The 22,979-nt window shown below is 52.6% G+C and carries 21 protein-coding genes; 9 read left to right on the top strand and 12 right to left on the bottom strand.

The features are described from left to right. Positions 1 to 320: 320 nt before the first annotated feature. The 3 genes from R6U67_RS05370 (at position 321) to iscB (ending at position 4,053) form a co-directional block, all read left to right on the top strand. On the top strand, positions 321 to 1,652 hold the full coding sequence (locus R6U67_RS05370; RefSeq protein ID WP_410251594.1) for a tetratricopeptide repeat protein: 1,332 nt from the start codon (positions 321 to 323) through the stop codon (positions 1,650 to 1,652). A gap of 369 nt (positions 1,653 to 2,021) precedes the next feature. Then, positions 2,022 to 2,567: a lysozyme gene (locus R6U67_RS05365; RefSeq protein WP_410251593.1), complete on the top strand. Its 546-nt coding sequence runs from the start codon at positions 2,022 to 2,024 to the stop codon at positions 2,565 to 2,567. Positions 2,568 to 2,778: 211 nt separating this feature from the next. After that, complete coding sequence (gene iscB / locus R6U67_RS05360; RefSeq protein ID WP_410251592.1) at positions 2,779 to 4,053, top strand: RNA-guided endonuclease IscB; 1,275 nt, start codon at positions 2,779 to 2,781, stop codon at positions 4,051 to 4,053. Positions 4,054 to 4,170: 117 nt separating this feature from the next. Here iscB and R6U67_RS05355 read toward each other — a convergent pair whose 3' ends face one another. The 5 genes from R6U67_RS05355 to R6U67_RS05335 form a co-directional block, all read right to left on the bottom strand. Then, complete coding sequence (locus tag R6U67_RS05355; protein WP_410251591.1) at positions 4,171 to 5,376, bottom strand: glutathione S-transferase family protein; 1,206 nt, start codon at positions 5,374 to 5,376, stop codon at positions 4,171 to 4,173. Between the two features lie 7 nt (positions 5,377 to 5,383). Then, the gene (locus tag R6U67_RS05350) at positions 5,384 to 6,019 is read right to left on the bottom strand and encodes a Uma2 family endonuclease (protein ID WP_410251590.1); all 636 of its coding nucleotides are present in this window, start codon (positions 6,017 to 6,019) and stop codon (positions 5,384 to 5,386) included. Between the two features lie 16 nt (positions 6,020 to 6,035). Continuing rightward, positions 6,036 to 6,233: a type II toxin-antitoxin system HicB family antitoxin gene (locus tag R6U67_RS05345; protein WP_410251589.1), complete on the bottom strand. Its 198-nt coding sequence runs from the start codon at positions 6,231 to 6,233 to the stop codon at positions 6,036 to 6,038. Between the two features lie 222 nt (positions 6,234 to 6,455). Beyond that, positions 6,456 to 7,643, bottom strand: a complete 1,188-nt coding sequence (locus R6U67_RS05340; RefSeq protein WP_410251588.1) for an aspartate aminotransferase — start codon at positions 7,641 to 7,643, stop codon at positions 6,456 to 6,458. Positions 7,644 to 7,687: 44 nt separating this feature from the next. Further along, positions 7,688 to 8,848: an iron-containing alcohol dehydrogenase family protein gene (locus tag R6U67_RS05335; RefSeq protein WP_410251587.1), complete on the bottom strand. Its 1,161-nt coding sequence runs from the start codon at positions 8,846 to 8,848 to the stop codon at positions 7,688 to 7,690. Positions 8,849 to 9,008: 160 nt separating this feature from the next. Between R6U67_RS05335 and R6U67_RS05330 the strand changes: the two genes are divergently transcribed. Together R6U67_RS05330 and R6U67_RS05325 are read left to right on the top strand one after the other, a co-directional pair. Then, on the top strand, positions 9,009 to 9,476 hold the full coding sequence (locus tag R6U67_RS05330; RefSeq protein WP_087710281.1) for a hypothetical protein: 468 nt from the start codon (positions 9,009 to 9,011) through the stop codon (positions 9,474 to 9,476). Positions 9,477 to 9,698: 222 nt separating this feature from the next. Continuing rightward, on the top strand, positions 9,699 to 10,553 hold the full coding sequence (locus R6U67_RS05325) for a DNA adenine methylase (protein ID WP_410251586.1): 855 nt from the start codon (positions 9,699 to 9,701) through the stop codon (positions 10,551 to 10,553). On the opposite strand, the gene R6U67_RS05320 is transcribed toward R6U67_RS05325, so the two are convergent. The 7 genes from R6U67_RS05320 to R6U67_RS05290 all read right to left on the bottom strand — a co-directional run bounded on the left by R6U67_RS05320 (position 10,550) and on the right by R6U67_RS05290 (position 18,833). Next, positions 10,550 to 11,887, bottom strand: coding sequence for a 16S rRNA (cytosine(967)-C(5))-methyltransferase (locus R6U67_RS05320; protein WP_410251585.1), 1,338 nt, complete (start codon positions 11,885 to 11,887; stop codon positions 10,550 to 10,552). The genes R6U67_RS05325 and R6U67_RS05320 overlap by 4 nt on opposite strands. A gap of 69 nt (positions 11,888 to 11,956) precedes the next feature. Beyond that, complete coding sequence (locus tag R6U67_RS05315; RefSeq protein ID WP_410251584.1) at positions 11,957 to 13,474, bottom strand: phytoene desaturase family protein; 1,518 nt, start codon at positions 13,472 to 13,474, stop codon at positions 11,957 to 11,959. 3 nt (positions 13,475 to 13,477) lie between these two features. After that, entirely contained in the window at positions 13,478 to 14,125 is a 648-nt protein-coding gene (locus R6U67_RS05310; protein WP_410251583.1) for a Maf family protein, read from the bottom strand. Positions 14,126 to 14,190: 65 nt separating this feature from the next. Continuing rightward, entirely contained in the window at positions 14,191 to 14,745 is a 555-nt protein-coding gene (psbP, locus tag R6U67_RS05305) for a photosystem II reaction center PsbP (protein WP_410251582.1), read from the bottom strand. Positions 14,746 to 14,879: 134 nt separating this feature from the next. Beyond that, complete coding sequence (locus R6U67_RS05300; protein WP_410251581.1) at positions 14,880 to 15,572, bottom strand: ATP-dependent Zn protease; 693 nt, start codon at positions 15,570 to 15,572, stop codon at positions 14,880 to 14,882. A 146-nt stretch (positions 15,573 to 15,718) separates the two neighbouring features. Further along, positions 15,719 to 16,750, bottom strand: coding sequence for a TPR end-of-group domain-containing protein (locus tag R6U67_RS05295; protein WP_410251580.1), 1,032 nt, complete (start codon positions 16,748 to 16,750; stop codon positions 15,719 to 15,721). 160 nt (positions 16,751 to 16,910) lie between these two features. Beyond that, complete coding sequence (locus R6U67_RS05290) at positions 16,911 to 18,833, bottom strand: tetratricopeptide repeat protein (RefSeq protein ID WP_410251579.1); 1,923 nt, start codon at positions 18,831 to 18,833, stop codon at positions 16,911 to 16,913. Between the two features lie 237 nt (positions 18,834 to 19,070). Here R6U67_RS05290 and ilvC point away from each other — a divergent pair, with 237 nt between their 5' ends. The 4 genes from ilvC (at position 19,071) to R6U67_RS05270 (ending at position 22,838) form a co-directional block, all read left to right on the top strand. Continuing rightward, positions 19,071 to 20,072, top strand: a complete 1,002-nt coding sequence (gene ilvC, locus R6U67_RS05285; RefSeq protein WP_410251578.1) for a ketol-acid reductoisomerase — start codon at positions 19,071 to 19,073, stop codon at positions 20,070 to 20,072. A gap of 290 nt (positions 20,073 to 20,362) precedes the next feature. Then, positions 20,363 to 20,938, top strand: coding sequence for a Uma2 family endonuclease (locus tag R6U67_RS05280; RefSeq protein WP_410251577.1), 576 nt, complete (start codon positions 20,363 to 20,365; stop codon positions 20,936 to 20,938). 298 nt (positions 20,939 to 21,236) lie between these two features. Continuing rightward, positions 21,237 to 22,310: a glucose-1-phosphate thymidylyltransferase gene (locus R6U67_RS05275; RefSeq protein ID WP_410251576.1), complete on the top strand. Its 1,074-nt coding sequence runs from the start codon at positions 21,237 to 21,239 to the stop codon at positions 22,308 to 22,310. A gap of 12 nt (positions 22,311 to 22,322) precedes the next feature. Beyond that, entirely contained in the window at positions 22,323 to 22,838 is a 516-nt protein-coding gene (locus R6U67_RS05270) for a hypothetical protein (protein ID WP_410251575.1), read from the top strand. The last annotated feature ends 141 nt before the right edge of the window (positions 22,839 to 22,979 follow it).

Below are 22,979 nucleotides of genomic sequence, written 5' to 3'. Positions count from 1 at the left end.
TAGGTAGGATAGCCGTCGTCTTGAGGCGGGTCTAGAACGGGACTTTAGGCAGAGCTGGCCCAAGGCTAAGGTATCTCTAGCGTATTACAAAGTTGGCCAGGGATGCAAACGCTTGTGCCAGTCGTCTCGGGGCGATCGCCGCTGGGGACTGAGCCGGTGAGGTTCTCTAATCATGGGAATTATGGCGTTTGTCGTTACGCTGGGTGGGGATGGTTAATGAGCATTTCTTGACCTGAGACCGTCACGGGAGGTCGAGGTATACTTCGAGAGCAGGGTTGACCCTCGGCCATGGCCGGGATTAGGCACTAGGGGAAGAGGCAATGATGAATCACACAGGACTGTCACGGTTTGCCGTTGGAGTCATGGTCGCGTTAGGGGTTTGTGGGGTCCTTAAGGTTGAGGCTACGGCCACCCCACCGCCTCGACTGGCTCAAGCCTTTGGCAGCACGGGGTTTGTCTTTCAAGAAGGGTTGCGTTTTCTCAATGAGAATCGCTTTGACCAGGCCGAAGCCGCATTCCGGGAGGTGGTGGAGTTTGACGGGGCTGATCATGAGGCTTGGAATAATCTAGGACGAGCGTTACAGGGCCAAGGTGAGGCAGCTGAAGCCATTGAGGCTTATGAGCGGGCGTTGGAGTTGCGCCCCCGCTATGCTGAGGCGTTGAATAATTTAGGGGTGGCCTATCGCTCTTTGGGACGGCTAGAGGCGGCCATTGAGGTGTATGAGCGGGCGATCGCCCTCCAGCCGGGGTTAGGGGCGGCGTATTACAATATCGGTCTGATTCGCTCGCGTCAGGGACGCTTACCCGAGGCGTTGAGCCGTTTTCAACAGTCCGTCACCGCCGCGCCTCAATTCGCCCCCGGTCATTATGCCCTTGCTGAAACGCTACTCCGCCTTAATCGCCCCGAGGAGGCGTTGGTTCCCCTACAACGGACTCTTGACCTCGATCCCGAGTTTGAGGGGGCTTATGGAGCCATGGGGGAGACGCTAATGCGTTTAGGACGGACTCGGGAAGCGTTAGTTTTTCTGGAACAGGCGGGTGAACGCACTGGCGATAATGCTCGGGTCAGATATTATCAAGGGTTTGCCCGACTAGAGACGGGGGATGCGGCGGGAGCGTTGCCGTTGTTGGAGGAGGCGATCGCCCTCAATCCTGACTCAGCCGATGCTTTTCGCAGTTTAGGAGATGCCTATTTAGCTCTGGGTCAGGAACGGGAGGCTCTGGAGATGTTTTTACGGGCCATTGACTTATATCAGGCCCAGTCTCGCCCCTCGTCGCGGGAGTTGGCCCGAGCCTATTTTGGGGTGGGTAATGTTTATGCGACTCGTGAGTTTAAGTTTCCCGAGGCCATTCGTGCCTTTCAAAATGCCCTCAATGCCGACCCTAATTTTGGTTTAGCTCATGCTCGCATGGGGGACTTACTCGCCCAACGACAACAGTATGAACGGGCTAATGTTTCCTACCAAGCCGCCTTGGCCTTAGAGCCGAATTCCCCTGAGATTTATAACGGTTTGGGTGAGTTGTTGTTTGCGATGGGTTATGTGGACCGGGCTGTGGCGGCTTGGCGACAGGCGATCGCGATCGATCCCGGCTACGGAGAAGCTCTCACCAACTTAGGAAATGCTCTTGGGAGTGGCCGTCGAGTTCCTTAACAACAAAACTTGATGAAGTTCCCGAAACTCAATGAGTTTGGGTCTTCTGGGTTTAGGGTGATCAGGAGAATTTATGGCAGATTACATCCGTTGCTGTAGGGGCATAACCCACCCCTACCCCTCCCAGGAGGGGATTTTTCGCCCTACAATTTGGTATACCATGCAACAAATTCCACCCTAGATCCAGAAGACCCATGAGTTTTGAGAGAATCTCCGGTTCCCCACTGTCGTTTGGTAAATAAAAGACAAGATTAGAGAAAACAATCACAATTGTTCGAGTAAACTTTCTTAAAGAACTCCTGACCAATCCAAAATACCTGGCTAGCATTGTGGGTGAACATTGTCACACAATCGACTGGCAGGAGAGTAATGGATGTCACATTAATTAAAGAGTTTGAAGGCTGTGAGCTAAAGGCTTACGAGGATGTGGTTGGCGTTCCGACAATTGGCTATGGATGCACCTTTTACCGAGATGGATCTAAGGTCAAAGAGGAAGATAAACTCAACAGTGAAGCCGAAGCAGAACAATTACTGCTCCATCTAATTGAACAGGATTTTCTACCCAGTCTGCGTCAAATTCCCACCTGGGAGCAGATGAATCCCCATCAGCAAGCCGCCGTTTTATCCTTTGCTTATAACTTAGGAGCGCGTTTCTTTGCTAACCCTGGATTTGAGTCGATGACTCGACTCTTGCAAACTCCCAATCAATGGAGTGATACCGCAGAAGTCCAGCGAGTTTTTGGCTTGTATGTTAAAGCCGGTGGTAAAGTCTTTCAGGGGTTAGTTAACCGACGCAACGCCGAAGCTAATTTATTTTGCAAAGACAGTCCTAAAGGTCAAGTTTTGACAACTTTTTCTCAAGTCTCAACCCGTCAAACTATTACAGCATTAGGTCAGCACCCCGCACTGAAGTGACGGGGCTTCATGCCTCTAGCTTTGGTTAGCTGACCAGCCTAAGCCTTAACTGGCTACGTTTTTGAGGTCATGACACCTACAAATGCTTTCCAGTTTGTGGCTCTGTCGTTAACGGTTAAACAGTTGAAGCTGGGATGTAGACAGTGCCGTTAGCTCAACAAGCCTTGAAAACATTGGCGAGGAAACCATTACCCGTTCTACGGAGATTTCAATGTCCAACTTTGTGTTTGTTTTAGACACTAATAAGCAAATGCTCAATCCGGTACATCCGGGAGAGGCTCGGTGTTTGCTAAGTCAGGGAAAGGCTGCGGTGTTCCGCCGATATCCTTTCACCATCATATTGAAACAGGAGGCAGAATCTGAAATTAAACCTCTACAGTTAAAGATTGATCCAGGCTCGAAGACCACTGGGCTAGCCATTCTAAATGGTTCAAGGGTCGTTTGGGCGGCAGAGCTTACCCACCGAGGGCAAGCCATCAAAAATGCTTTGCTAAGTCGTAGCCAACTGCGGAGGGGGAGGCGCAATCGCAAAACCCGCTATCGTGCGCCTCGGTTTCTCAACCGCACCCGTGCTGAAGGATGGTTAGCGCCTTCTCTAATGCATCGGGTCAAAACTACCCTGACATGGGTTAATCGGCTATGCCGTTATGCTCCCGTTGCGGGTATCTCACAAGAGTTAGTCCGGTTTGATACTCAGGTAATTCAGAACCCTGAGATTAGCGGCACTGAATACCAGCAGGGTACTTTGGCAGGCTATGAGGTCAGGGAATACCTGCTAGAGAAGTGGGGACGCAAGTGCGCCTACTGCAAGGCGAAAAACACACCGTTGCAGATAGAGCATATTCAACCTCGCTCGAAAGGCGGTTCTGATCGGGTGTCTAACCTGACGCTAGCTTGCGAACCGTGCAACAAGGCAAAGAGTAATCTGCCTGTCCAAGAGTTTTTATCAGGCAAGTCTGACCGACTGAAGCGCATTTTGGCACAGGCAAAAGCACCACTTAAGGACGCGGCTGCGGTCAACTCTACCCGATGGGCGTTATTCAATGCACTAAAAGAAACAGGTCTACCTGTTAGCACTGGCTCAGGGGGGCAAACCAAATACAACCGAACTCGGCTCAATCTGCCTAAAACTCATTGGCTGGATGCTGCCTGTGTGGGAATGGTCAATCGGCTAGAAATTCTCACGACTCAGCCTTTGTTGATTAAAGCAACTGGGCATGGGACACGTAAGATGTGCGGCACTAATAAATATGGGTTTCCCTTTCGCCATCGGTCAAGAGTACAGATACACAAGGGTTTCCAGACTGGTGACATCATTGTTGCAAATGTCACGGCGCTCAAGAAGATTGGCTCCTACTTAGGACGAGTTCTTTGCCGTGCCTCTGGCAGCTTCGACATAGCAACCAAGATTGGTAAGGTGGCTGGGATCAGCCACAAATACTGTCAATCAATTCATAAGAGGGACGGTTATGCCTATGCACTCTGAAGGTTGCGGGCGGCTAAAGCCGCTTGAGTCGGTTTTCCTCCCCGCTCTGAAGAGACGGGGCTTCTAACCATCCCAGGAGCTTTTACGTGAGGGTTTTGGGTCAATTATTTAGGCGAATTATTCCGCCGCAAAGTTCGCCGGATCTTGGTCGCGGCGATGTCGGACGGGAATTTTTGGACCTTGAGCCGGTCCCACCAAAGCGGCGGTGGCTTCCAAGGATTGACGCAGCCGCTTCGCTGCATAAATCGACATATCGCGGGGGACACTAATGCGATCGCGCAGATAGCGTAACCCCACCTCACTCCCCGCTGGCGGTGGACAATCTTCCCCAACCATCAAATTCGTCAACGCACAACGCAGGGCCGTCTCAAACAGCTCATCTGGGGCGGGATTGACGCGAATCAGGTTCCGGCGATGTTTCAGCACTCGCCGCAAGGCCTCAGAATAAGAGTTTTGCGGTTCTGGATAGGTGGCATCGGGAAGCTCAAACCAGGAACCGCGATCGACGCGAATTTGATTCAGTTCTGTTTGTGAGTTATTATTCGCCCAACAGCCCCCCATTTGGGGCGGTAAATCATGGACATGGGTATGGAAATCGCTCTGAGTTCCCCGATAGGTTGAACGGCTTTCTAGGCCATCAAACCAGTCCGAGAGGCGAGGATTTTCTTCCCGCAACGAATAGCCTTTGTAGTAAAACAGACTGGCATTCATCCGTTCCACATAGGGCGTAAAGACCACATCAGCGGTACTAAATTCCGGCAAAAAGTAGGGGCCAGGTGTTGCAGCCAGAGCCGCTTCTACCTCCTGAACCACCTCGATAAACTGTTCACGGGCGTTACGTTCCTGACGCTCCGATAAACTGGGGCGACAGAGCCACATACACCAGGCGCGAAATAGCACTCGTTCTAATTGTCGTAGGGGTAAAACCTGGCGATCGCGCATCGAAAACCCTAGCGGGCCAAATTCCTCTTCTAACGCGAGTAAAATATCATCACTTTCCGTAATCAACTGACCCTTAAGTTCCACCGCTGGCAGCATCCCCGAGGGGACTTTTTGCTTATACCAACGTTCTTTCTGGCCATAACAGAACATGGTCACTTTTTCGATGCGGTAGGGGATTTGTTTCTCTTCCAACCACAACCAAACTTTTTGACAATAGGGACACCAAGCATGATGATCCCGATAGAGGGTGACTTGTACCGCCGCTTCATCCTGGCCAAACAGTCGTAGTCGGGCCTGGGGGTTCGTGGGTCCGTTCACCAAATCGGGGGGAGTATCGGTGAAGTTTTCCAGTTCTGACCAGCTTAAGGGAGATGTGGACATCGGGAGTTCAGGCGCTTTTTTGGGCTAATCCTAACTTTAACACCTCTTTTACGGTTCTCAAATCCCCGTCTAAGAGGGCATCGACGGCCAGCCACAAGCCGGGAAAGACCTCGCTACGAAGGATTCCCTGGTCATCGGCGGCTAAAGGTTGGTAGGTTCCCTCATGCCAACGAAACCAATCGAGACGACGGTCATAGACTTGCCAGACGAGATATTCCTGGACTTCATTGCGGCGATAGACTTGCAATTTTTGCCGGAGGTCGTAGGAGGCACTACTGGCGGCGATTTCGACAATCAGTTCGGGAGATCCTTCGAGGTAGCCATCCTCTCCGAGATGGGAACGACCGCTCGTTTCCCATCTCAGTAAGGCATCGGGTTGAGGTTCGTTGTCGCGATCGAGTCTGAGAGTGGCATTATCGGCAACTTGCACACCGGGGACTTCGATAGCATAACTCCATAGCCAGCCGATGATGTGACCATGAGCGACAGCGTGACTGGCTCGTACTGGGGAACCCATATAAACAATCCCTTCTATGAGTTCAGCCTTTTTTAGATCCGGCATGGCTTCGTAACGACGCTCGAACTCTTGGCGTGTCAGGCGATCGCCATTTTCGAGGGGTAAGATTGTCGGCTGAGTGTACATCAGGCCCTCCCGGTTTTTAGCAACTGCCTTGATCGGCTAAAAGACTCTCAAGATACAATTCTATCGCTTCGCTTATGTTCGCCAATGCTTCCTCAAAATGATCGCCTTGGCTATGACAGCCTTTTAAGATGGGACAGAAGACATGATACCCACCGTCTTGCTCTTGTTCAAAAATAACGGTGTAATTGTATATAATTTTTTGGGGATTAGACATGGATTTTTTATTTCAATTGATGAGCTAGTGTTTTATCCAGCATGTACTCAGGATTGTCAGCCTTTCTCCTGTCAACCCAATCCGTGATACAATGTCTGACCGATTGCTTGAGCTTATCTTATCCTAACTCGATAGGACGTCGTCGCGAGAGATGACAGGAGGCAGAGCCTCCCGCTACACGTGACGAGGCTGGAGCCTCATCACGAGATATTAGAGATATTATTAAGACTCATAACGGATTCCGGCGGCTTCTAGGCGATCTAATGCCGTCTGGAGGCGATCGCACTCTGCAATCAAACTAACGCGCACATAGCCCTCACCGCCTTTCCCAAACGCATTTCCCGGCGTCACCACCACCCCCGTCTGTTGCAACACCGTTAGGGCAAAATCTGTTGACCCCATCCCAGGGGGACATTCCACCCATAAATACATGGTGGCTAAGGGTTTGCGGACCGTCCAGCCCAAACGCCCTAACCCCTCAATCAAGAAGTCGCGGCGGCTGCTGTAACGTTGCTGCACCTGTTCCAAATAGACTTCCGGCAACTGTAACGCCGTCTCCGCCGCACATTGCAACGCCGAGAAAATCCCATAATCCAAATTCGTCTTTAGGGTTCGCAAGCCTTGAATCACATGGCGGTTCCCCACCACAAAGCCCACGCGCCAACCGGCCATATTATAGGTCTTCGAGAGGGTGTGGAACTCCACGCCAATCTCCTTGGCCCCCTCAATCTCCAATAAACTCGTTGGCTGATAGCCGTCAAACGCTAACTCGGCGTAACATAAGTCATGAACCAACAAAATTGAGTGACGGCGGGCAAAGGCCACAATCTCCTCAAAAAACTCCCTCGGTGCCGTTGCCCCTGTAGGATTATTGGGATAGTTGAAATAGAGCATTTTCGCCGAGTCCGCCACCTCGTCGGGAATCTGACTCAAATCAATCAGCCAGTCATTCTCCGCTGAGAGGGGAATCGAATGCACCTTAGCCCCCGCAATCAACGGCCCGCGAAAATGGGCCGGATAGGCGGGACTGGGAACTAAGACTAAATCGCCGGGATTGAGATAGGCTAACGCCAAATGGGATAATCCCTCTTTCGATCCCAATAAGGGCAACGCCTCCCCATCCGGATCGAGTTTGACGCTATAGCGGCGGTAATACCAGTCCGTGATGGTTTGGCGGAAACTGCCGGTTCCTTCAAAGGGCGGATAGCCGTGATTGGCTGGATTTTGCAGGGCTTGGATGGCTGAGTCAATCACCGGTTGGGGGGTGGCCCCGTCGGGGTTGCCCATCCCCAAATCAATCAAATCCAAACCCTGTTCTCGCGCACGGGCTTTCAACTCATCGAGACGCGCAAAAACATAGGGGGGTAATGCTTGCACCCGCTCCGCAGGGCTAATCCAATCCAGTACCATTGAGTTCGAGGGAGGAAGACACAGACCTTTTACTCTATCAGGTTTTAGGAGTTATGGCTGACCACTGAAGCGTCAGGGGTGACCCCTAGAGAATAGCCGACGGTGGTGGACACCATGGCCGCCATCACTTGGGCGGGTTCGACGGGGAAGGGCAGATGATGAATGTCGGAGTTGGGACCACAGGCAAATTCGGCGGCCTGCTGGAGTTGGCCTAGGGAAATCTCCCCTAAGCCTAAATCCGCCAGGGTTTGGGGGAGGCCAATCTCTCGGTAAAAGGTCAACAATTGCTGACGGGCGGTGGCAGCCAGTTGGTTATGTTGGACAATTTCTTCGAGTCGCAGTTGAACGAGAATGCCATAGGCGACTTTTTCACCGTGAATGGTATGGTGGCAGTCGCTTAGATGGGTGAGGGCGTTGTGGACGGCATGGGCGGCGACGGTGCGACATTGGGCGCCGCCTAAGCCGCCAATGACGCCGGCCAGGAGAACGCTGGCATCGACGACTTCCCGCCAGACGGGGCTACCGGGTTCGGCGAGGGCGGCGGCGGATTTTTGCAGGAGTAGGTCTCGTAAGACACGGGCCTGTTGTACGGCGGCGACAATGAGGGTTTGGTCGGAACTGCCGCTACTGACGGAGGCTTCGTACCATTTGGCGAGGGCGTCGCCAATGCCGGCGACGAGGGTGCGTCGGGGGGCGGTGCGAATGAGGGCGTAGTCGAGGACGAGGAGGTTGGGGCAGACGGGAAGGGGGACATCGTAGCGAAAGGCCCCGTCGGGGGTGTAGACGTTGGAGAGGGCTGTCCAGGCGGCACAGGTGGCGGCTGAGGTGGGAATGGTGACGACGGGAACTTGGCAGCGATAGGCGAGGAGTTTGGCGGTGTCGAGGGCTTTGCCGCCGCCAATGCCAATCACGACATCGGCTTGATGTTGGTGGAGGGCGCTTTTGAGGCGATCGAGGTCTGCTTCATCGCAGTCGCGACCGTAGGAGTGGGTCGATGGGGTAAGCTGGTTTTGAGTGAGGTGGGGTTGGATCTGTTGTGTGGCGAGATCGAGGGTGCGATCGCCGGCCACTAAGAACGGCCGCTGTCCCAGTTGGGCGATGCGTTGGGCGGCTTCGGGCAAGATATTCTCGCCCCGCAAGGTTTGGGCAGGGGCAACGTTAAGGGTGATGGAAGGGCTGGCGGTTTGGGTGAGTGAGTCCGACATTCGGTTAGGGGGTGCGGGTGAACTGGGTTGATGTCTTAGATGAGTCTTCGATTAGATTGTATCTAGGGATTGGGGGAATTTCTAAGGGTTTTGGGGAAATTACACCAAGTTCAATGGTTTGTCAAGGGATTACCGTACCAAATTTTACTATTCTGCTTCTATGAGTTTAGATCTGCAAATTCAAACCCTGATTGATAATGCGCCTCAGGATGGTTCGACGCCGGGGGCGATCGCGGCGATCGCGCCGGTTCTCAAAGCCTTCGGCGATCGCCTACGTCATCAGCAATACTATATTCTACAAACTCCTGATAGCAATTGGTTGATGACGACGTTGAGTAATCGTCTCAATGCGGATTTGGAAAAATCCGTGATTTACGGCTTTCCGAGTTTCGAGGATGCGAAAGCGAGTGAACCCGATAGCCAGGCCCCGCAATTGCTGGCGGTTGCGCTTCCGGTAACTCATATTTTGTTCCAATTATTGGCGTTGGATCGCGTGGATAGTCTAATTTTGTTTGAAACTCCAGGCCAACGGGAAACGGGAGTCGAAGTGAAACGTTCGGATCTTCAACAAGCTGTCGCCTTGCAATTGCAGCAGTATCGTTCTGCGCCTCCGTCTAATTTGGCGTAAGTTATGGGTTGCGCTGAAGCTAAGATTGTAGATTGTTTGGCATTAAATGGGTTTTTAGGAATGGGTTTTTAGGAAATGCGGTGTAGTGGGTTGCATGGGGTACAAAATTGTAGGGGAACCCACCCCTGACCCCTCCCTGGAGGGGATTTTCGCCCCTACGGAAATGGTTTTAATCTTGCATAGACTTGACTTTTTTATAATCTCTAACAACCCGATTTATTGATGTCAATCTCCAAGTCAGTTCGTACTCCCTTGCGCTATCCTGGCGGAAAATCCAAAGCCTTACGCCAAATCTTTGCCCAATTTCCCGCCTCATTTCAAGCCTATCGGGAACCCTTTGTTGGCGGTGGATCGGTGTTTATAGAACTGAAAAAGTTAAATCCAAATTTACCGATTTGGATTAACGACCTCAATCCTGATGTCTATTATTTCTGGAAATGCGCCCAATCTCAACTGACTGAGTTTACGCAAACTGTTCGAGACATCAAACGAACCTGTAATGATGGAAAAGGGTTATTTAAAGAGTTAGCAACAGTTGAGGTTGACCACCTCTCAAACTTAGAACGGGCGGTTCGTTTTTTTATTCTCAATCGGATTACGTTTTCTGGAACCATTGAAGCGGGAGGCTATTCGCAAAATGCCTTTGAACAGCGTTTTACGGACTCTTCAATTGACCGATTAAGTTTGCTTGACCAAGTATTAGATGGAGTAACAATCACCACTCTTGATTATAGTGAATTACTGCAAGATGACCCCAACTCAACGGGCGATCCTAGCTTCATTTTTCTCGATCCACCCTACCTCAGTGCCACCAAATCTAAACTCTATGGGAAACGAGGTCATTATCATAGTCGTTTTGACCATGATCGTTTTGCCCAACTTCTGCAACCCTGCCCTCATCTCTGGTTGATTACCTATGATGACTGTCCAGACGTGCGTGAAAACTTCCAATTTGCCAACATTTATGAATGGGAATTGCAGTATGGCATGAATAATTATAAACAAGAAAAAGCCAATAAAGGCTCAGAATTGTTTATTAGCAACTATTCCTTGGAATCGCGGAAATATCCCCCCTAGCGCCGCCGCAACTTCACCATAAAAAAGCCATCTCCCTCATGGCGATGAGGCCACAGACGGAACCCCAGGGGAGACTCCGCCTCCCCTAACCCCAACGCCTCGGAAGGCGTCTCAACCCGCCAATCCGGGTGAGTTTGTAAAAAGGGATCAATCACCCCCTCATTTTCCGGCGAACTGATCGTACAAGTCGCATATACCAACACCCCACCGGGTTTCACCCAAGTCGCCGCCGCCGCCAAGAGTTCCGCCTGAAGTTGCGCTAACTCAACAATCCCCTGGGGGGTTTGTCGCCAACGTAAATCGGCGCGACGGTGGAGGGTTCCTAACCCCGAACAGGGAACATCTAATAAGACGCGATCGCAACTCCCCTCAAACTGGCGGAACTCCCGACTATCCCCTTGTAACAGTTGTACCGATCGCAGCTGCAAGCGCTGGCAATTTTGCCTCACTTTCTTCAAACGAGACGCCGTGCGATCGCAGGCCCAAATCTGCCCGCGATCGCCCATCAACTCAGCCATATGAGTCGTTTTCCCCCCTGGGGCGGCACAAGCATCCACAATCACCTCCCCTGGCTGGGGATTCAACAGATGCGTCACCCATTGGGCGCTGGCATCCTGGACCGTCCACCAGCCCTCCGTATAGCCCGGTAGCGCCTCGATATGACCAGCGGAGGGCAATTTTAACCCTTGCGGCAAATTGGGCAGCCGCTCGACGGCAATACCCGCCTCTAAGAAGTTGTTTTCCACCTCCTCCAGAGAGGTTCTCAGGGGATTGATGCGTAAATAGAGTTGGGGCGGTTGATTGAACCAACGACAGAGGTGTTCAGCCTCTTCAATTCCGAGTTGATCACACCACTGTTGCACAATCCAATCGGGGTAACTGTGGCGCACCCCTAACCGGGAGACAGGATTCTCAGGAAGGGAGATTCCCAGGGGATTGTCGGCGCTTCGTTGACGCAAATACTCCCGTAGCATCCCATTGGCGACGTTTGATAATCCTCCCAAGCGATTGGCTTTCGCCAATTCCACGGTACTGTCCACCGCTAACGCCGCCGCCACGCGATCGAGATATATCAGTTGATAGAAACCGAGACGCAACAAAACCCGTAAATCTGGGGCTTGTTGCGCGGCCGGTTTTTTGCCAAACTGGTCGATAACGGCATCGAGCGATCGCCGCCGCCGTACCACCCCATAGACGAACTCCGTCACCAAGGCGCGATCGCCTCGGGTCAAATCAGACTTAGCCAACTGTCCCTGCAAAGCCACCTCGACAGAGGTATCCTTGCGTTCAATCTCTTTCAGCGCCCAAAACGCAACCTGACGGGGATGACTCACAGACACACCTCCAACCCTAGTAACTCAAACTTCGGCAATCCCTCACCCTCCTACAGATTGCCCACACCGTCAAGCCAACCCCACATCTTGCAACAGTTGCCAAGTCTGCTGAGGACTGACTAAACTATTGGCACAGAGAATTCCCGACGCGGCCACCGCTGGAACACCAATTCCGGGCATCGTCGTATCACCGACACGATACAATCCCGATACCGGCGTTTGATTGAGGGGGAAAATGCCTTGAATTGGCGGGATTCCGGGGCCATAGGTTCCCTGATAGCGCCGCAAAAAACGCTCATGGGTAATCGGCGTTCCCACCATCTCGAACTCGATGCGATCGCGGATTCCGGGGATAATCTTATCTAAGGCACGATAGAGAGATTGCGATCGCCGCTGTTTGCGTTCCTCATACTGGGCATCCAGTTTCCAAGACTTATAAGGTTCGAGGGTGTAACAGTGAATCCCATGATAGCCCTCGGGCGCTAAACTCGGGTCCCAAACCGTGGGAATCGACACCATACAAGTATTGCCCGGTACATTGATATCAAGGGTATTATCCAACACCACCACATGATGGCCCCTCAAATCCTCTAATCCCTGGGCGCGAATCCCGAGATAGAGGTGCATAAAGCTATTTAAGCGGGGCAATTCCAGGGCTTCCTTGCGATAAGCTGGGGGCAAATGATGTCCACTGAGTAACTTGCGATAGGTATCCCAAACCGTGGCGTTGGAGATGACAATCGGCGCTTTGAGGGTTTCGCCATTACGCAGGCGCACCCCCGTCACCTGGCCCGATTCCACTAAAATCTTCTCGACATGGGTTCGCAAGCGTAACTCGCCTCCCCATTTCTCTAACCCTTTCACCAAGGCCTGCACAATGGCCGCACTTCCGCCTCGGGGATAGTCTACCTTGGCGTGATGACGTTCACCATACATAAAGGCCATTTCCGGGGCGATGGTTCCGTAGGCCTTCAACCCTGAGAGGAGGAAACATTCTAAATGTACCGTCCGCCGCACCCAACTGTTGCGGACACAGGTGTCCATAATTTCCCCGACGGTTTTTTGCGTCAATCCGGCAATGGATAGTAGTTTTAGGAGGCTGGCGGGGTAATGTTGGGCCAAAAAGGGAATGGCTTGCCAGTCGCTGCGTAGGGCGAGGGTGGGAATTTGACGCATTCCCTTGTAGAGTTTCCCGAGACGGCGTTCAAGTTGACGATATTCTTCGGCGCCGCTGGGGGTGACGCGGGCGATTTCTTGCTGGTAGCGATCGCGATCGCAGTACACGGGAAAAGTCCCCTCGGGGAAATGATACTCTCCTAAGGGGTCGTAGGCGATGGTCTCTAGGGACATCTCCAAGGCATTGAGAACCTGGCGCAAGGGATTTAGACTAGGACCGTCGCCTAAACCGCAAAAAAACGAGGGTCCCGCGTCGAAATGAAAGCCTCGACGAGAAAATCCATGGGCCGCCCCGCCTGCAAGGACATGACTTTCACAAACCACCACCGATTTTCCATAACGCGCCAGCAGGGAGGCGGCCACTAAGCCCCCAATACCACTGCCAATTACAATAATTTCTGCGTCAGCCATTCTCTAGCGGGGTGTATTCCATAGATGAGTCACTGAATAGCCGAGTTCCACGATCATGCGTCGAAACAGGGGTAAACTCAAGCCAATTACATTGCTGTGACAGCCTTCTATCTTTTCAACAAAGAGGCTACCTCGACCATCGATGGCAAAACAGCCGGCACAATTGAGGGGTTCTCCTGTCGCTACATAGGCTTCGATGTCTGAGTCGCTGATGCTGGCAAAATGAACCCGAGTCACTTCGCAGTTGACGAGGGTGATGTTTTGGGCGATATCCACCAGGGCGTGGCCCGTATAGAGTTCACCGACTTGGCCGCGCATTAACTGCCAGCGGGCGATCGCCTCATAGGCATTGGCCGGTTTACCATAGATGCGATCGCCTAACACTAACACCGAATCACAGGCTAACACCAACACCGACTCAGGCTGTTGGTCATCGAGAGAGTGGGGGGCAATATCCTCGCTACGAATCCCGGCTGCAATCCGTTCCCCTTTGAGTTGGGCTAGGGTTTGGACTAAGGCCACGGGGTTACTGAGTTGAACCTGGGATTCGTCTAAATCACTTGGACAGACAATCGGTTCAATTCCCGCACTGCGCAACAGTTGGCGACGGGCGGGCGAGGCGGAGGCAAGAATCAGAATCGGCGAACTCATGGGACCTTCCTGCGGGACTTTATCAACAAACAGTCGTCCAAGGATTCCTAACGCAAATTAGCAAATTAGTAGACAAAGAACGAACGAGCAACAATCCGCAGTTTATCCTGAATTTCTTGCCAACGGCGTTCTGTGGTTGAAACATTCAGGGTAAAGAGTTTATCGCGAGACATTGAGATGCTGGCGATGTTGTGACGCAGCTGATCGGGCAGGGTGACGGCATATTCGAGGATATAGTAGGTTTTGCCATCCTCATCCTGTCGCGATTGGGCATCGATTAACTCTGCCACGCGATCGCTTCCTTCGGGGGCGATGGCCCGTTTCGAGAGTTCATACCCGACTTCTGTCGGGGTTCCCAAATCCGCTAGGGTTTGTCCGGCTTCGGCGGGATTGATAATCACGCTGACATTTTCACTGCGTTCGATGAGATCATGTAACACCACATCCGGCGTCAGGTTCGACGCATCCATCTCAATCCATTCGTTGGGATAGAGGAAGCGATAGCCGTCGTAACTATCGGTAAATGAGGTTAAGCCGCTGCTTGGGGAGGTACTGCATCCCGTCAGCGTCAGGGCGATGACTACCGAAAGCATCGCCACCAGTCGTTTAAACCCGCTCATGACGTTTTTCAAACCTTTTTTGTTATGATTGCTAGTTTTGGCCGAGTTCTGGCAGTTGTGACCGGGTTCAGCCGGCCCAGACTACCTGCTGAGTTCAACCATCGGACGAAACAACCACCCCCGTCAAGAGGCGATTAGGAGACGGCTGGGGTGAGATGCTGTTGGATGCGATCGCAGCAGTCTTGGACGCTTAACCCTTGTGACATGGCGTCAACTAAGGCCTCATAGGCATCCCGATGGCGATCGATGAGGGTGCGGGCCTGTAAAATTGCCCAGCGTTCTCGGGCCTCGCTGTCGCCCACGATGGGACGCAACTGACGCAAGACTAAACGCAGTTGTTGGCGATCGTCAATGCCACCTCGGGCCGCATCTTCCTCAAGTTCTTCGGCGGCGATTCCGGCCATCCAAATCATGGCATAGCGATTTAACTGCTGAGAGGAGAGTTGTCCTTGGCTGAGTTGAGAGAGTAACTGGCCATCATCGAACTGTACCCCCCCGCGCCCGGTTTGTCCCTGTCGCAGCGCTTCCCAGGCGCTGAGGCTGTAGTTGGCAATGCGAACTTCTAGCAGATAGGCCACGAGAAAATGGCCCGCTTCATGGCGAATGACGCGCTGACGGCGATCGCTGGTACTGGCCCCCAACCAATCGAGAAACACCAGTCCTCCCTGGCCTTGGAAGCCTAGCTGATCGACCGTGGCTAACCCCAACAGGGCAAAAACCGTCGCCGCCGGGTACAGGGGTGACAGATGCAGCATTGGCCCCAGTAGGGAAAACATGGTGAGGCTAAAAATGCCGATCGCCAAGGTATTTAAGGCAATTTGACTCATAAGGTTAGATAAAAATTGATTTGTTTGAGTCTATTGTATCGAGTTGTCAAGTCCTTGTTACAAATTGATACTTCAAATCAATCGTTTTAAGGGAGGGCAAACCCCGGCGGTTGCCCCCATGACGAGGATCTCAATGGATAGCCGATTTAACCGACTAGGGCTGTTTGAAAAGCGTCTTGTTCCCGCAGATTGGCGAAGGCCTCATTTTGTTGGGCCTGTTCCTTCAAGCTGGGGTTGAGATGAATGGCTTTTTTGAGATTATCAATGGCCGGTTCCTGATGGCCGACGAGGGCATAACAGCGGGCAATCCCATACCAGGCTTCGGCACAATCGGGGGCCACTTTCACCGCTTGGGCATAGGTGGCGAGGGCTTCTTCGAGGCGTTGTAGGGTAATGAGAAGACTCCCTTTGGCGCAATAGGCCTCCCGATGGCGTTCATCGACTTCGATGGCGCGATCGAAGGCGGCGATCGCCTCAGTATACTGTCCATTGGCTTCAAGTTGTCGCCCCTGCATCATCTGGAGTTCTAAGACATCCTGCAACCGTCCATCAAGTCGATCTTGCAGTTGCATGGAGTTCTCAATGGTATGGCGGGCATTGGACATGACGTTCTGCACCGACAAGGCCATCGACACCATATCTTTAAGTTGGGCGGGTTCGGCGGCTGAAGCCGCTGCTGGGGCGCTGGCTGAGGCAAAATCAGCTTTTAACTCCCGGCTGACTTCGGCTTTCAACTCATCCGAGAGATGGCCTTCGACTTCATCAACCACTTGAGACACCATTTCTCGGCGCATCCACCACAACAGGGCAAGCCCAGCGATGGGGAATAAAATCAACAGCAATAAGAGGATATTTAATAAGCCAAATGTCCAGGAAAAATTGCGATCAACGGCATCATTGATCGCATCCTGAACCACGGGACTATTACGCAAGCGATTGTCAATTTGCCAATCTAAACTCGGGTCGGGTTCCGCCGGAACGGGGGCAATAAAGGAGGGTTCTGCGGGTTCTGTGGGAACTGGGGCTGTAAATGAGGGTTCTGCGGGGCCGTCCGGCGGCAGCGGGGCCGCCGCGTCGGGGGGAGTCGGTTGGGGGGCGGTGGGATCTTGTGCGATCGCCCCTTTGGGAGACACCAACAGGAGAGATAGAACCGCTAAAATATAGGATTTCTGCATCATGGTAAATCGTTAAGTTGGGTTGTAAAAGAATCATCCAAGACCAGGCAACCACAAAGGTTTTTTTTCATGGTTTTTAGCCTCTTGCCATCCCCTCTTGGGAGGGGTTAGGGGTGGGTTTTTTCCTGTTCCCTGTTCCCTGTTCCCTGTTCCCCGTTCCCCCTCATACCAACAATTGTTTGAACCGTTCATCTTGGCGAATCTCATCGAAACGCGGATCAACTTGGGCTCGTTCACGATAGGGATGGGGGGCGAGACGAATGGCCTCTTGCAGGCTTTCCAAGCAGGGGGCCACAAAGCCTTGCGTACTATAGCAACCAGCCTTGTTATACCAAATCTCGGGGATAGCTGGTTGCAGGGCGATCGCCTCATCATAGGCCGCGATCGCCTCATCATACCGTTGCAGTTGGGTGAGGAGTTGTCCCAAATAGTACCAAGTGGGGATATCTTGGGGTTGAATCTCGGTTCCCCGTCGGTAGGCGGCGATCGCTTCGGGATAGCGTTCGAGGGCGGCCAGGGATACCCCCTGATTGCGATAACTATCGAGATAATCGGGGTTGAGACTCTGGGCTTTCTCGAAACAGCGTAGGGCGTGATCATGAAGATCGGCAGCGGCGAAGGCTAAACCGCGATTATTCCAGGCTTCGATATAATCGGGTTTGAGTTTCACGGCCCGGTTATAGGAGGCGACAGACTCTTTATAGCGTTTGAGTTCCATCAAGGCTAAACCGCGATTGTTCCAAGCTTCGACGTAATCGGGTTTGAGTTCCACGGCGCGATCATAGGCCGCCAAAGCCTCCTCATATTGCCCCAGTTTCGAGAGGGCGCCCCCTTTATTGTTCCAGGCTTCAGGATAGTCTGGATGGATGCTGAGGGCGCGATTATAGGCGCTAATGGCTTCGGGATAGCGTTGCAGATGAAATAGGGCGCTTCCCTGATTACTCCAGGCCTGATGATAGTCGGGTTTGAGTTGGACGGCTTGCTGATAGGCGGCGATCGCTTCTGCGTAGCGGCCACTAAAGAACAAGGCGTTGGCTTGACGGCAAAATTCCGCTGCACTGGCCTGAGATGACTGGGGTTGGACGGGGGGTTGGGCCGGGGGGGTAGAGTTGCCAGAATTGCCATTCAGACGGTTCTCTGAGGCGGTTGCGATGGCTTCGTCACCACCGCGATAGGTCATCGGCGGCGGGACACTGGCCGCGTTGGTGGTCGAGTGATTTGAGGATTCATCGGACTCCGTGTCGTTGTCTAAGATGGAGTTCACGGATTGGGGTTGAGAGGGGTCTAACGCCTCGTCGTCCTCTTCTGAGTCCAAAATCGAGTTGAATGAGGGTGGGGGAGTTTCATCCTCGTCGTCCTCTTCTGAGTCCAAAATGGAGTTCAGGGAGGGCGGAATGTCCTCCTCTTGTTCGGATTCTTGGGCCTCTTGTTGATCTAACTCCTCGGCGGCGATCGAGTTCTCCTCAACCTCCTGAGAGAGATCGTCTTGAGTGATATCTAGCGGAGGCGGCGGCGAGGGAAACGTCTCCTCTCGGGGGTCATCCTCATCGAGGGAGTCATCGAGGGATTGAGAACGCTTATCGAGTTGGCGTTGCGTACCGACGGGAACCTTCGGTAAGGGTTCGTTGATGGTTGTTTGGATCTGATTTAAGACCGATTGGGCTTCATTCATCATCCCCAGTAACTCGGCCATGGCATCATTTTTGATGCTGTTCATTTCCTGGGCGTAGGCGTTGGCCCGGGTTTCGAGACGATTGAGAATTAGCCAAACGGCGATCGCCCCCAGGAGGGGAAGTAGGGCCAACACCACAAACACGGCGGTAATCGCGGGTCGTTGGCTGGCCAGGGCGGTTTCAATTTGAGCATCGATGCGATCGCGTAAACTGACACTGTTGGCGATCGCCCGTTCCAGATTCTCCTGAAAACTCTCCTGCGCCCGAAACTGTTGCAATTCCTGGGCCTCGCTCTCGCTTAACGGTGCAGACTCCTGTCCCTGAACCACGTTGCCAGAACTCGACAACAGGACAACCGCCGTGGCTGTCACTACCTGAGTCGCAAACTCGATAGAATACCGTCCGAGCCTCATAGTCGTTGTCCCTCTCTCGAACCGTTGTCGCGGGTCACTGTCCATGTTCTGTAGTTTAACCTGTGATCTGATCTAACGCGGGCGATCGCGACGGAAACTTACAACCCCGAACAGCCCGACCACTCTTTGGTACAATAAAAGATTGTGTTTTCTATCTAACGCTGAATCCTCAACGATTCACCACAGCGGCAGCATTCCTGTGATAGTCAGCCGATTCACCGAATTTTTCAAGGAGACGTGCATATGGCTCGCATGTACTACGACCAAGATGCGAATCTGGACAGACTCGCCGATAAAACCGTTGCCATTATCGGCTATGGTTCCCAAGGGCACGCCCATGCCCTTAACTTAAAAGATAGTGGCGTCAATGTCATCGTTGGCCTCTATCCTGGCAGTAAATCCGCCCCCAAAGCCAAAGATGCTGGCCTAACGGTGTATCCCGTGGCTGAAGCCGCCGAAAAAGCCGATTTAATCATGATTCTGCTACCGGATGAGGTGCAGAAAACCGTTTACAAACAAGAAATCGAACCCAACTTAAAAGAGGGAGATGTTCTGGCCTTCGCCCATGGATTTAACATCCATTTTGGTCAAGTGGTTCCCCCCGACAACGTCGATGTGGTCATGATTGCGCCGAAAGGCCCCGGTCATTTGGTGCGTCGGACCTACGAACAAGGGGAAGGCGTTCCTTGTCTGTTTGCAGTGTATCAAGATGCTTCTGGCCAGGCCCGCGATCGGGCTATGGCCTATGCTAAAGGGATTGGCGGAACCCGCGCCGGTATCTTAGAAACCAGTTTCCGGGAAGAAACCGAAACCGATTTGTTTGGCGAACAAGCAGTGTTATGTGGTGGCTTAAGTGCGCTCATTAAAGCCGGGTTTGAAACCCTCATTGAAGCGGGTTATCAACCAGAACTCGCCTATTTTGAATGTCTGCACGAAGTGAAACTGATTGTGGACTTGGTCGTGGAAGGAGGTCTCGCGACCATGCGTGACAGTATCTCCAACACGGCTGAATATGGCGACTACACTCGGGGTCCTCGGGTGGTGACTCCGGAAACCAAAGCCGCCATGAAAGAGATTCTCAGCGAAATCCAATCGGGACAATTTGCGCGGGAATTTGTCTTAGAAAATCAATCGGGTAAACCGGGTTTCACGGCGATGCGTCGTCAGGAAGCCGAACACCCTATTGAGGAAGTCGGTAAAGACTTGCGGGCGATGTTCTCCTGGTTGAAGAAAAAGTAGAGAGTCTGTTGGGTGCATCTCATCACAATCTAGCTGTTTATTAGCGATTGGACTGACTGAGATGCACCTGAATAAACAGTCTAAAAACCTAAACACTCAACACGTCAAGGGATAACCCGATTTGTAGTCTGATTGAGGGTGATGCACAATCCGCTTAACCCCGAATTAAATAATTTTTTAAAGTCACACAGCAACAAAGCTAAAGATGCCCCCCTTCAATCTTAAGCGGGCGCTATGATTGAAACAACTTCAGTTTCCAGAAACAGCGATCGCCCTCTCCTCGTTCAAAGATGCTGACCTACACCCTCGACCTCACTCCCTTCATCCAACTGAGCGATCGCCAGTTCGCGCAACTGTGCGACAACCACCCCGACATCAAATTTGAACGAAACTCCCGAGGAGAACTCATCATCATGCCTCCCACTGGTGGCGAAACTGGAAATCGCAATGTCGAACTGTCAGCGGATTTTGTACTCTGGAATCGTCGTAGCAAACTGGGCTACGTCTTTGATTCCTCCACCTGCTTCAAACTCCCCAACGGCGGCAACCGATCGCCCGACCTGGCCTGGATCCGTCGCGATCGCTGGGAAGCCCTTAGCCAAAGCGATCGCGAAACCTTCCCCCCCATCGCCCCTGACTTCGTCCTCGAACTCAAATCCCCCAGTGACAACCTCAACGACCTGCGGGATAAGATGGCGGAATATCAGGAGGCTGGCGTTAAGCTAGGGTGGTTAATTGACCGACAAGCCCAGAGGGTAGAACTTTATCGCCAGGGACTCGAACCCGAATGTCGCGATCGCCCCGTGACCCTCGATGGCGAAACCGTCTTACCAAACTTTCAGTTAGATCTCAGTATTGTCTGGTGAAGCCATCAAGGATTTTACCCAGATTTGCGATCGCCACTGAGATTGAGACTGAGTATGAGTTTCCCCCTCGCCTAATGGTCTATCGACGACTATCATCGTATCGTTGAGACGGGGATTCTCGCCGGCGCGATCGCCCCCAAGCTTTCCCCGATTGTTGCATCGATATCCCCCGCCTCTTCCCCGAGTAAACTCCGGAATCCCACCTCAGCCGAGAGAATCCAGTGAACAAGAGGCTCATCGCCCCCTATAATTGGGGCGGTTCCTTGCAGCGATATTTGTGTTAACTCTCCCCCCAACTATGAAAGCACTGATTCTCTCCGGCGGAAAAGGAACGCGCCTGCGTCCCCTCACCTACACAGGGGCGAAACAACTGGTGCCCGTCGCCAACAAACCCATCCTCTGGTATGGGATTGAAAGCATCGTCTCAGCGGGAATCACCGATATCGGGATTATCATTAGCCCGGAAACCGGGGAAGAAGTGCAAAAACTCACCGGAGACGGCGATCGCTTCGGGGCCAAAATTACCTACATTCTGCAAGAGGAACCCGCTGGCCTGGCCCACGCCGTCAAAATCGCTCAACCCTTCCTCGGTGACGCTCCCTTTGTCATGTATCTGGGCGATAACCTGATTCAAAACGACCTCACCCCCTTTCTCAACCACTTCCAAGACAAACAACTCGATGCGTTGATTCTCTTGCGGCCCGTCGAGAACCCTAGCGCCTTCGGGGTGGCGACGGTAGATGAAACGGGCCGTGTCTTGGAATTGGTGGAAAAACCCGCCGTTCCCCCTTCCAACTTAGCCCTCGTGGGGATTTATTACTTCTCCGCCGCTGTTCACCAGGCGATCGCCCGCATCAAACCCTCGGAACGGGGAGAATTGGAAATCACCGACGCCATTAGTAACCTTCTGGATCATAAAAATCCCGTCGAAGCGCAAATCCTCGAAGGCTGGTGGCTGGATACCGGGAAAAAAGACGATCTCCTCAGCGCCAACCAAATTCTCCTCGATACCCAACTGCAAACCGCCATTTTCGGGGAACTCGACGCGGATAGCCAAGTGGTGGGCCGGGTGAAAATTGGCCAGGGAACCCAACTCATTAACTGTTCCATTCGTGGCCCCGTGATTATTGGTGAAAACTGTCACCTGGAAAACTGCTTTATTGGTCCCTACAGCAGCATCGCCGATGGCGTTATCCTCAAGGATGTAGAGTTAGAACATAGCGTCATCCTACAAGAAACCCGGATTGAGGGCATTCAACAGCGGATTGTGGATAGTTTGATTGGCCGACGCGCCCAGTTGGGAAGTGGTCGTCCTCGCCCCAAAGCGCTGCGATTTATGGTAGGAGATGATTGTCAAATCGAGTTAGCCTGATGGAGTCTCCTCATGGAATCGTCAATGTCTCGCGATCGCCAATCTGACCACCCCGCCAACGGAAATCCCAAAGCCAAGCTGATTCGCCAACTCCGTCAGCATCTCTCGTCGAGTATTGGCCTAGAGGATGCGCCTCCACCGATGATTGAATCGGTTGATCAGTTACACGACGATCGCGATGACGATCTCATCGCCCTGCGCCAACGGGCTAATATTTATCATGTTCCCCTCTTCTCGGCCCACCGCTTCGGGCCAGCCATCACCGCCACTCGACGACTGGCCCGGAAAGTCCTGAAACCAATTTTGATGTTCCAGGTGGCCTACAATGGCGCGAATGCTCGCTTTGCGGAAGTTTTAACTCGACGAGTGGCCCAGTTACGCCAAGAGGTGACTGAGTTGCAAGACTTGGCCCGCGATCGCGCGGACACCATCGCCCATTTAGAAGCGGAACTCGAAGAACTCAAAGCCCAACAAAAACTACAAACCCGCGCCATCCAAAAATTAATTAGAACTGTTAATCATGAATAGTTAATTGTAGGAAAAAAAGAGTCTGAAGACAGCCAAAACGGCAAATTTATGGGTCTTCTGGGTTTAGGGTGATCAGGAAAATTTATGGCAGATTACACCCGTTGATGTAGGGGCATAACCCACCCCTACCCCTCCCAGGAG

This window comes from Sodalinema sp. (assembly GCF_046483825.1).
Classification (GTDB): Bacteria; Cyanobacteriota; Cyanobacteriia; order Cyanobacteriales; family Geitlerinemataceae; genus Sodalinema.
This window is presented reverse-complemented; position numbering and strand designations above follow the sequence as displayed.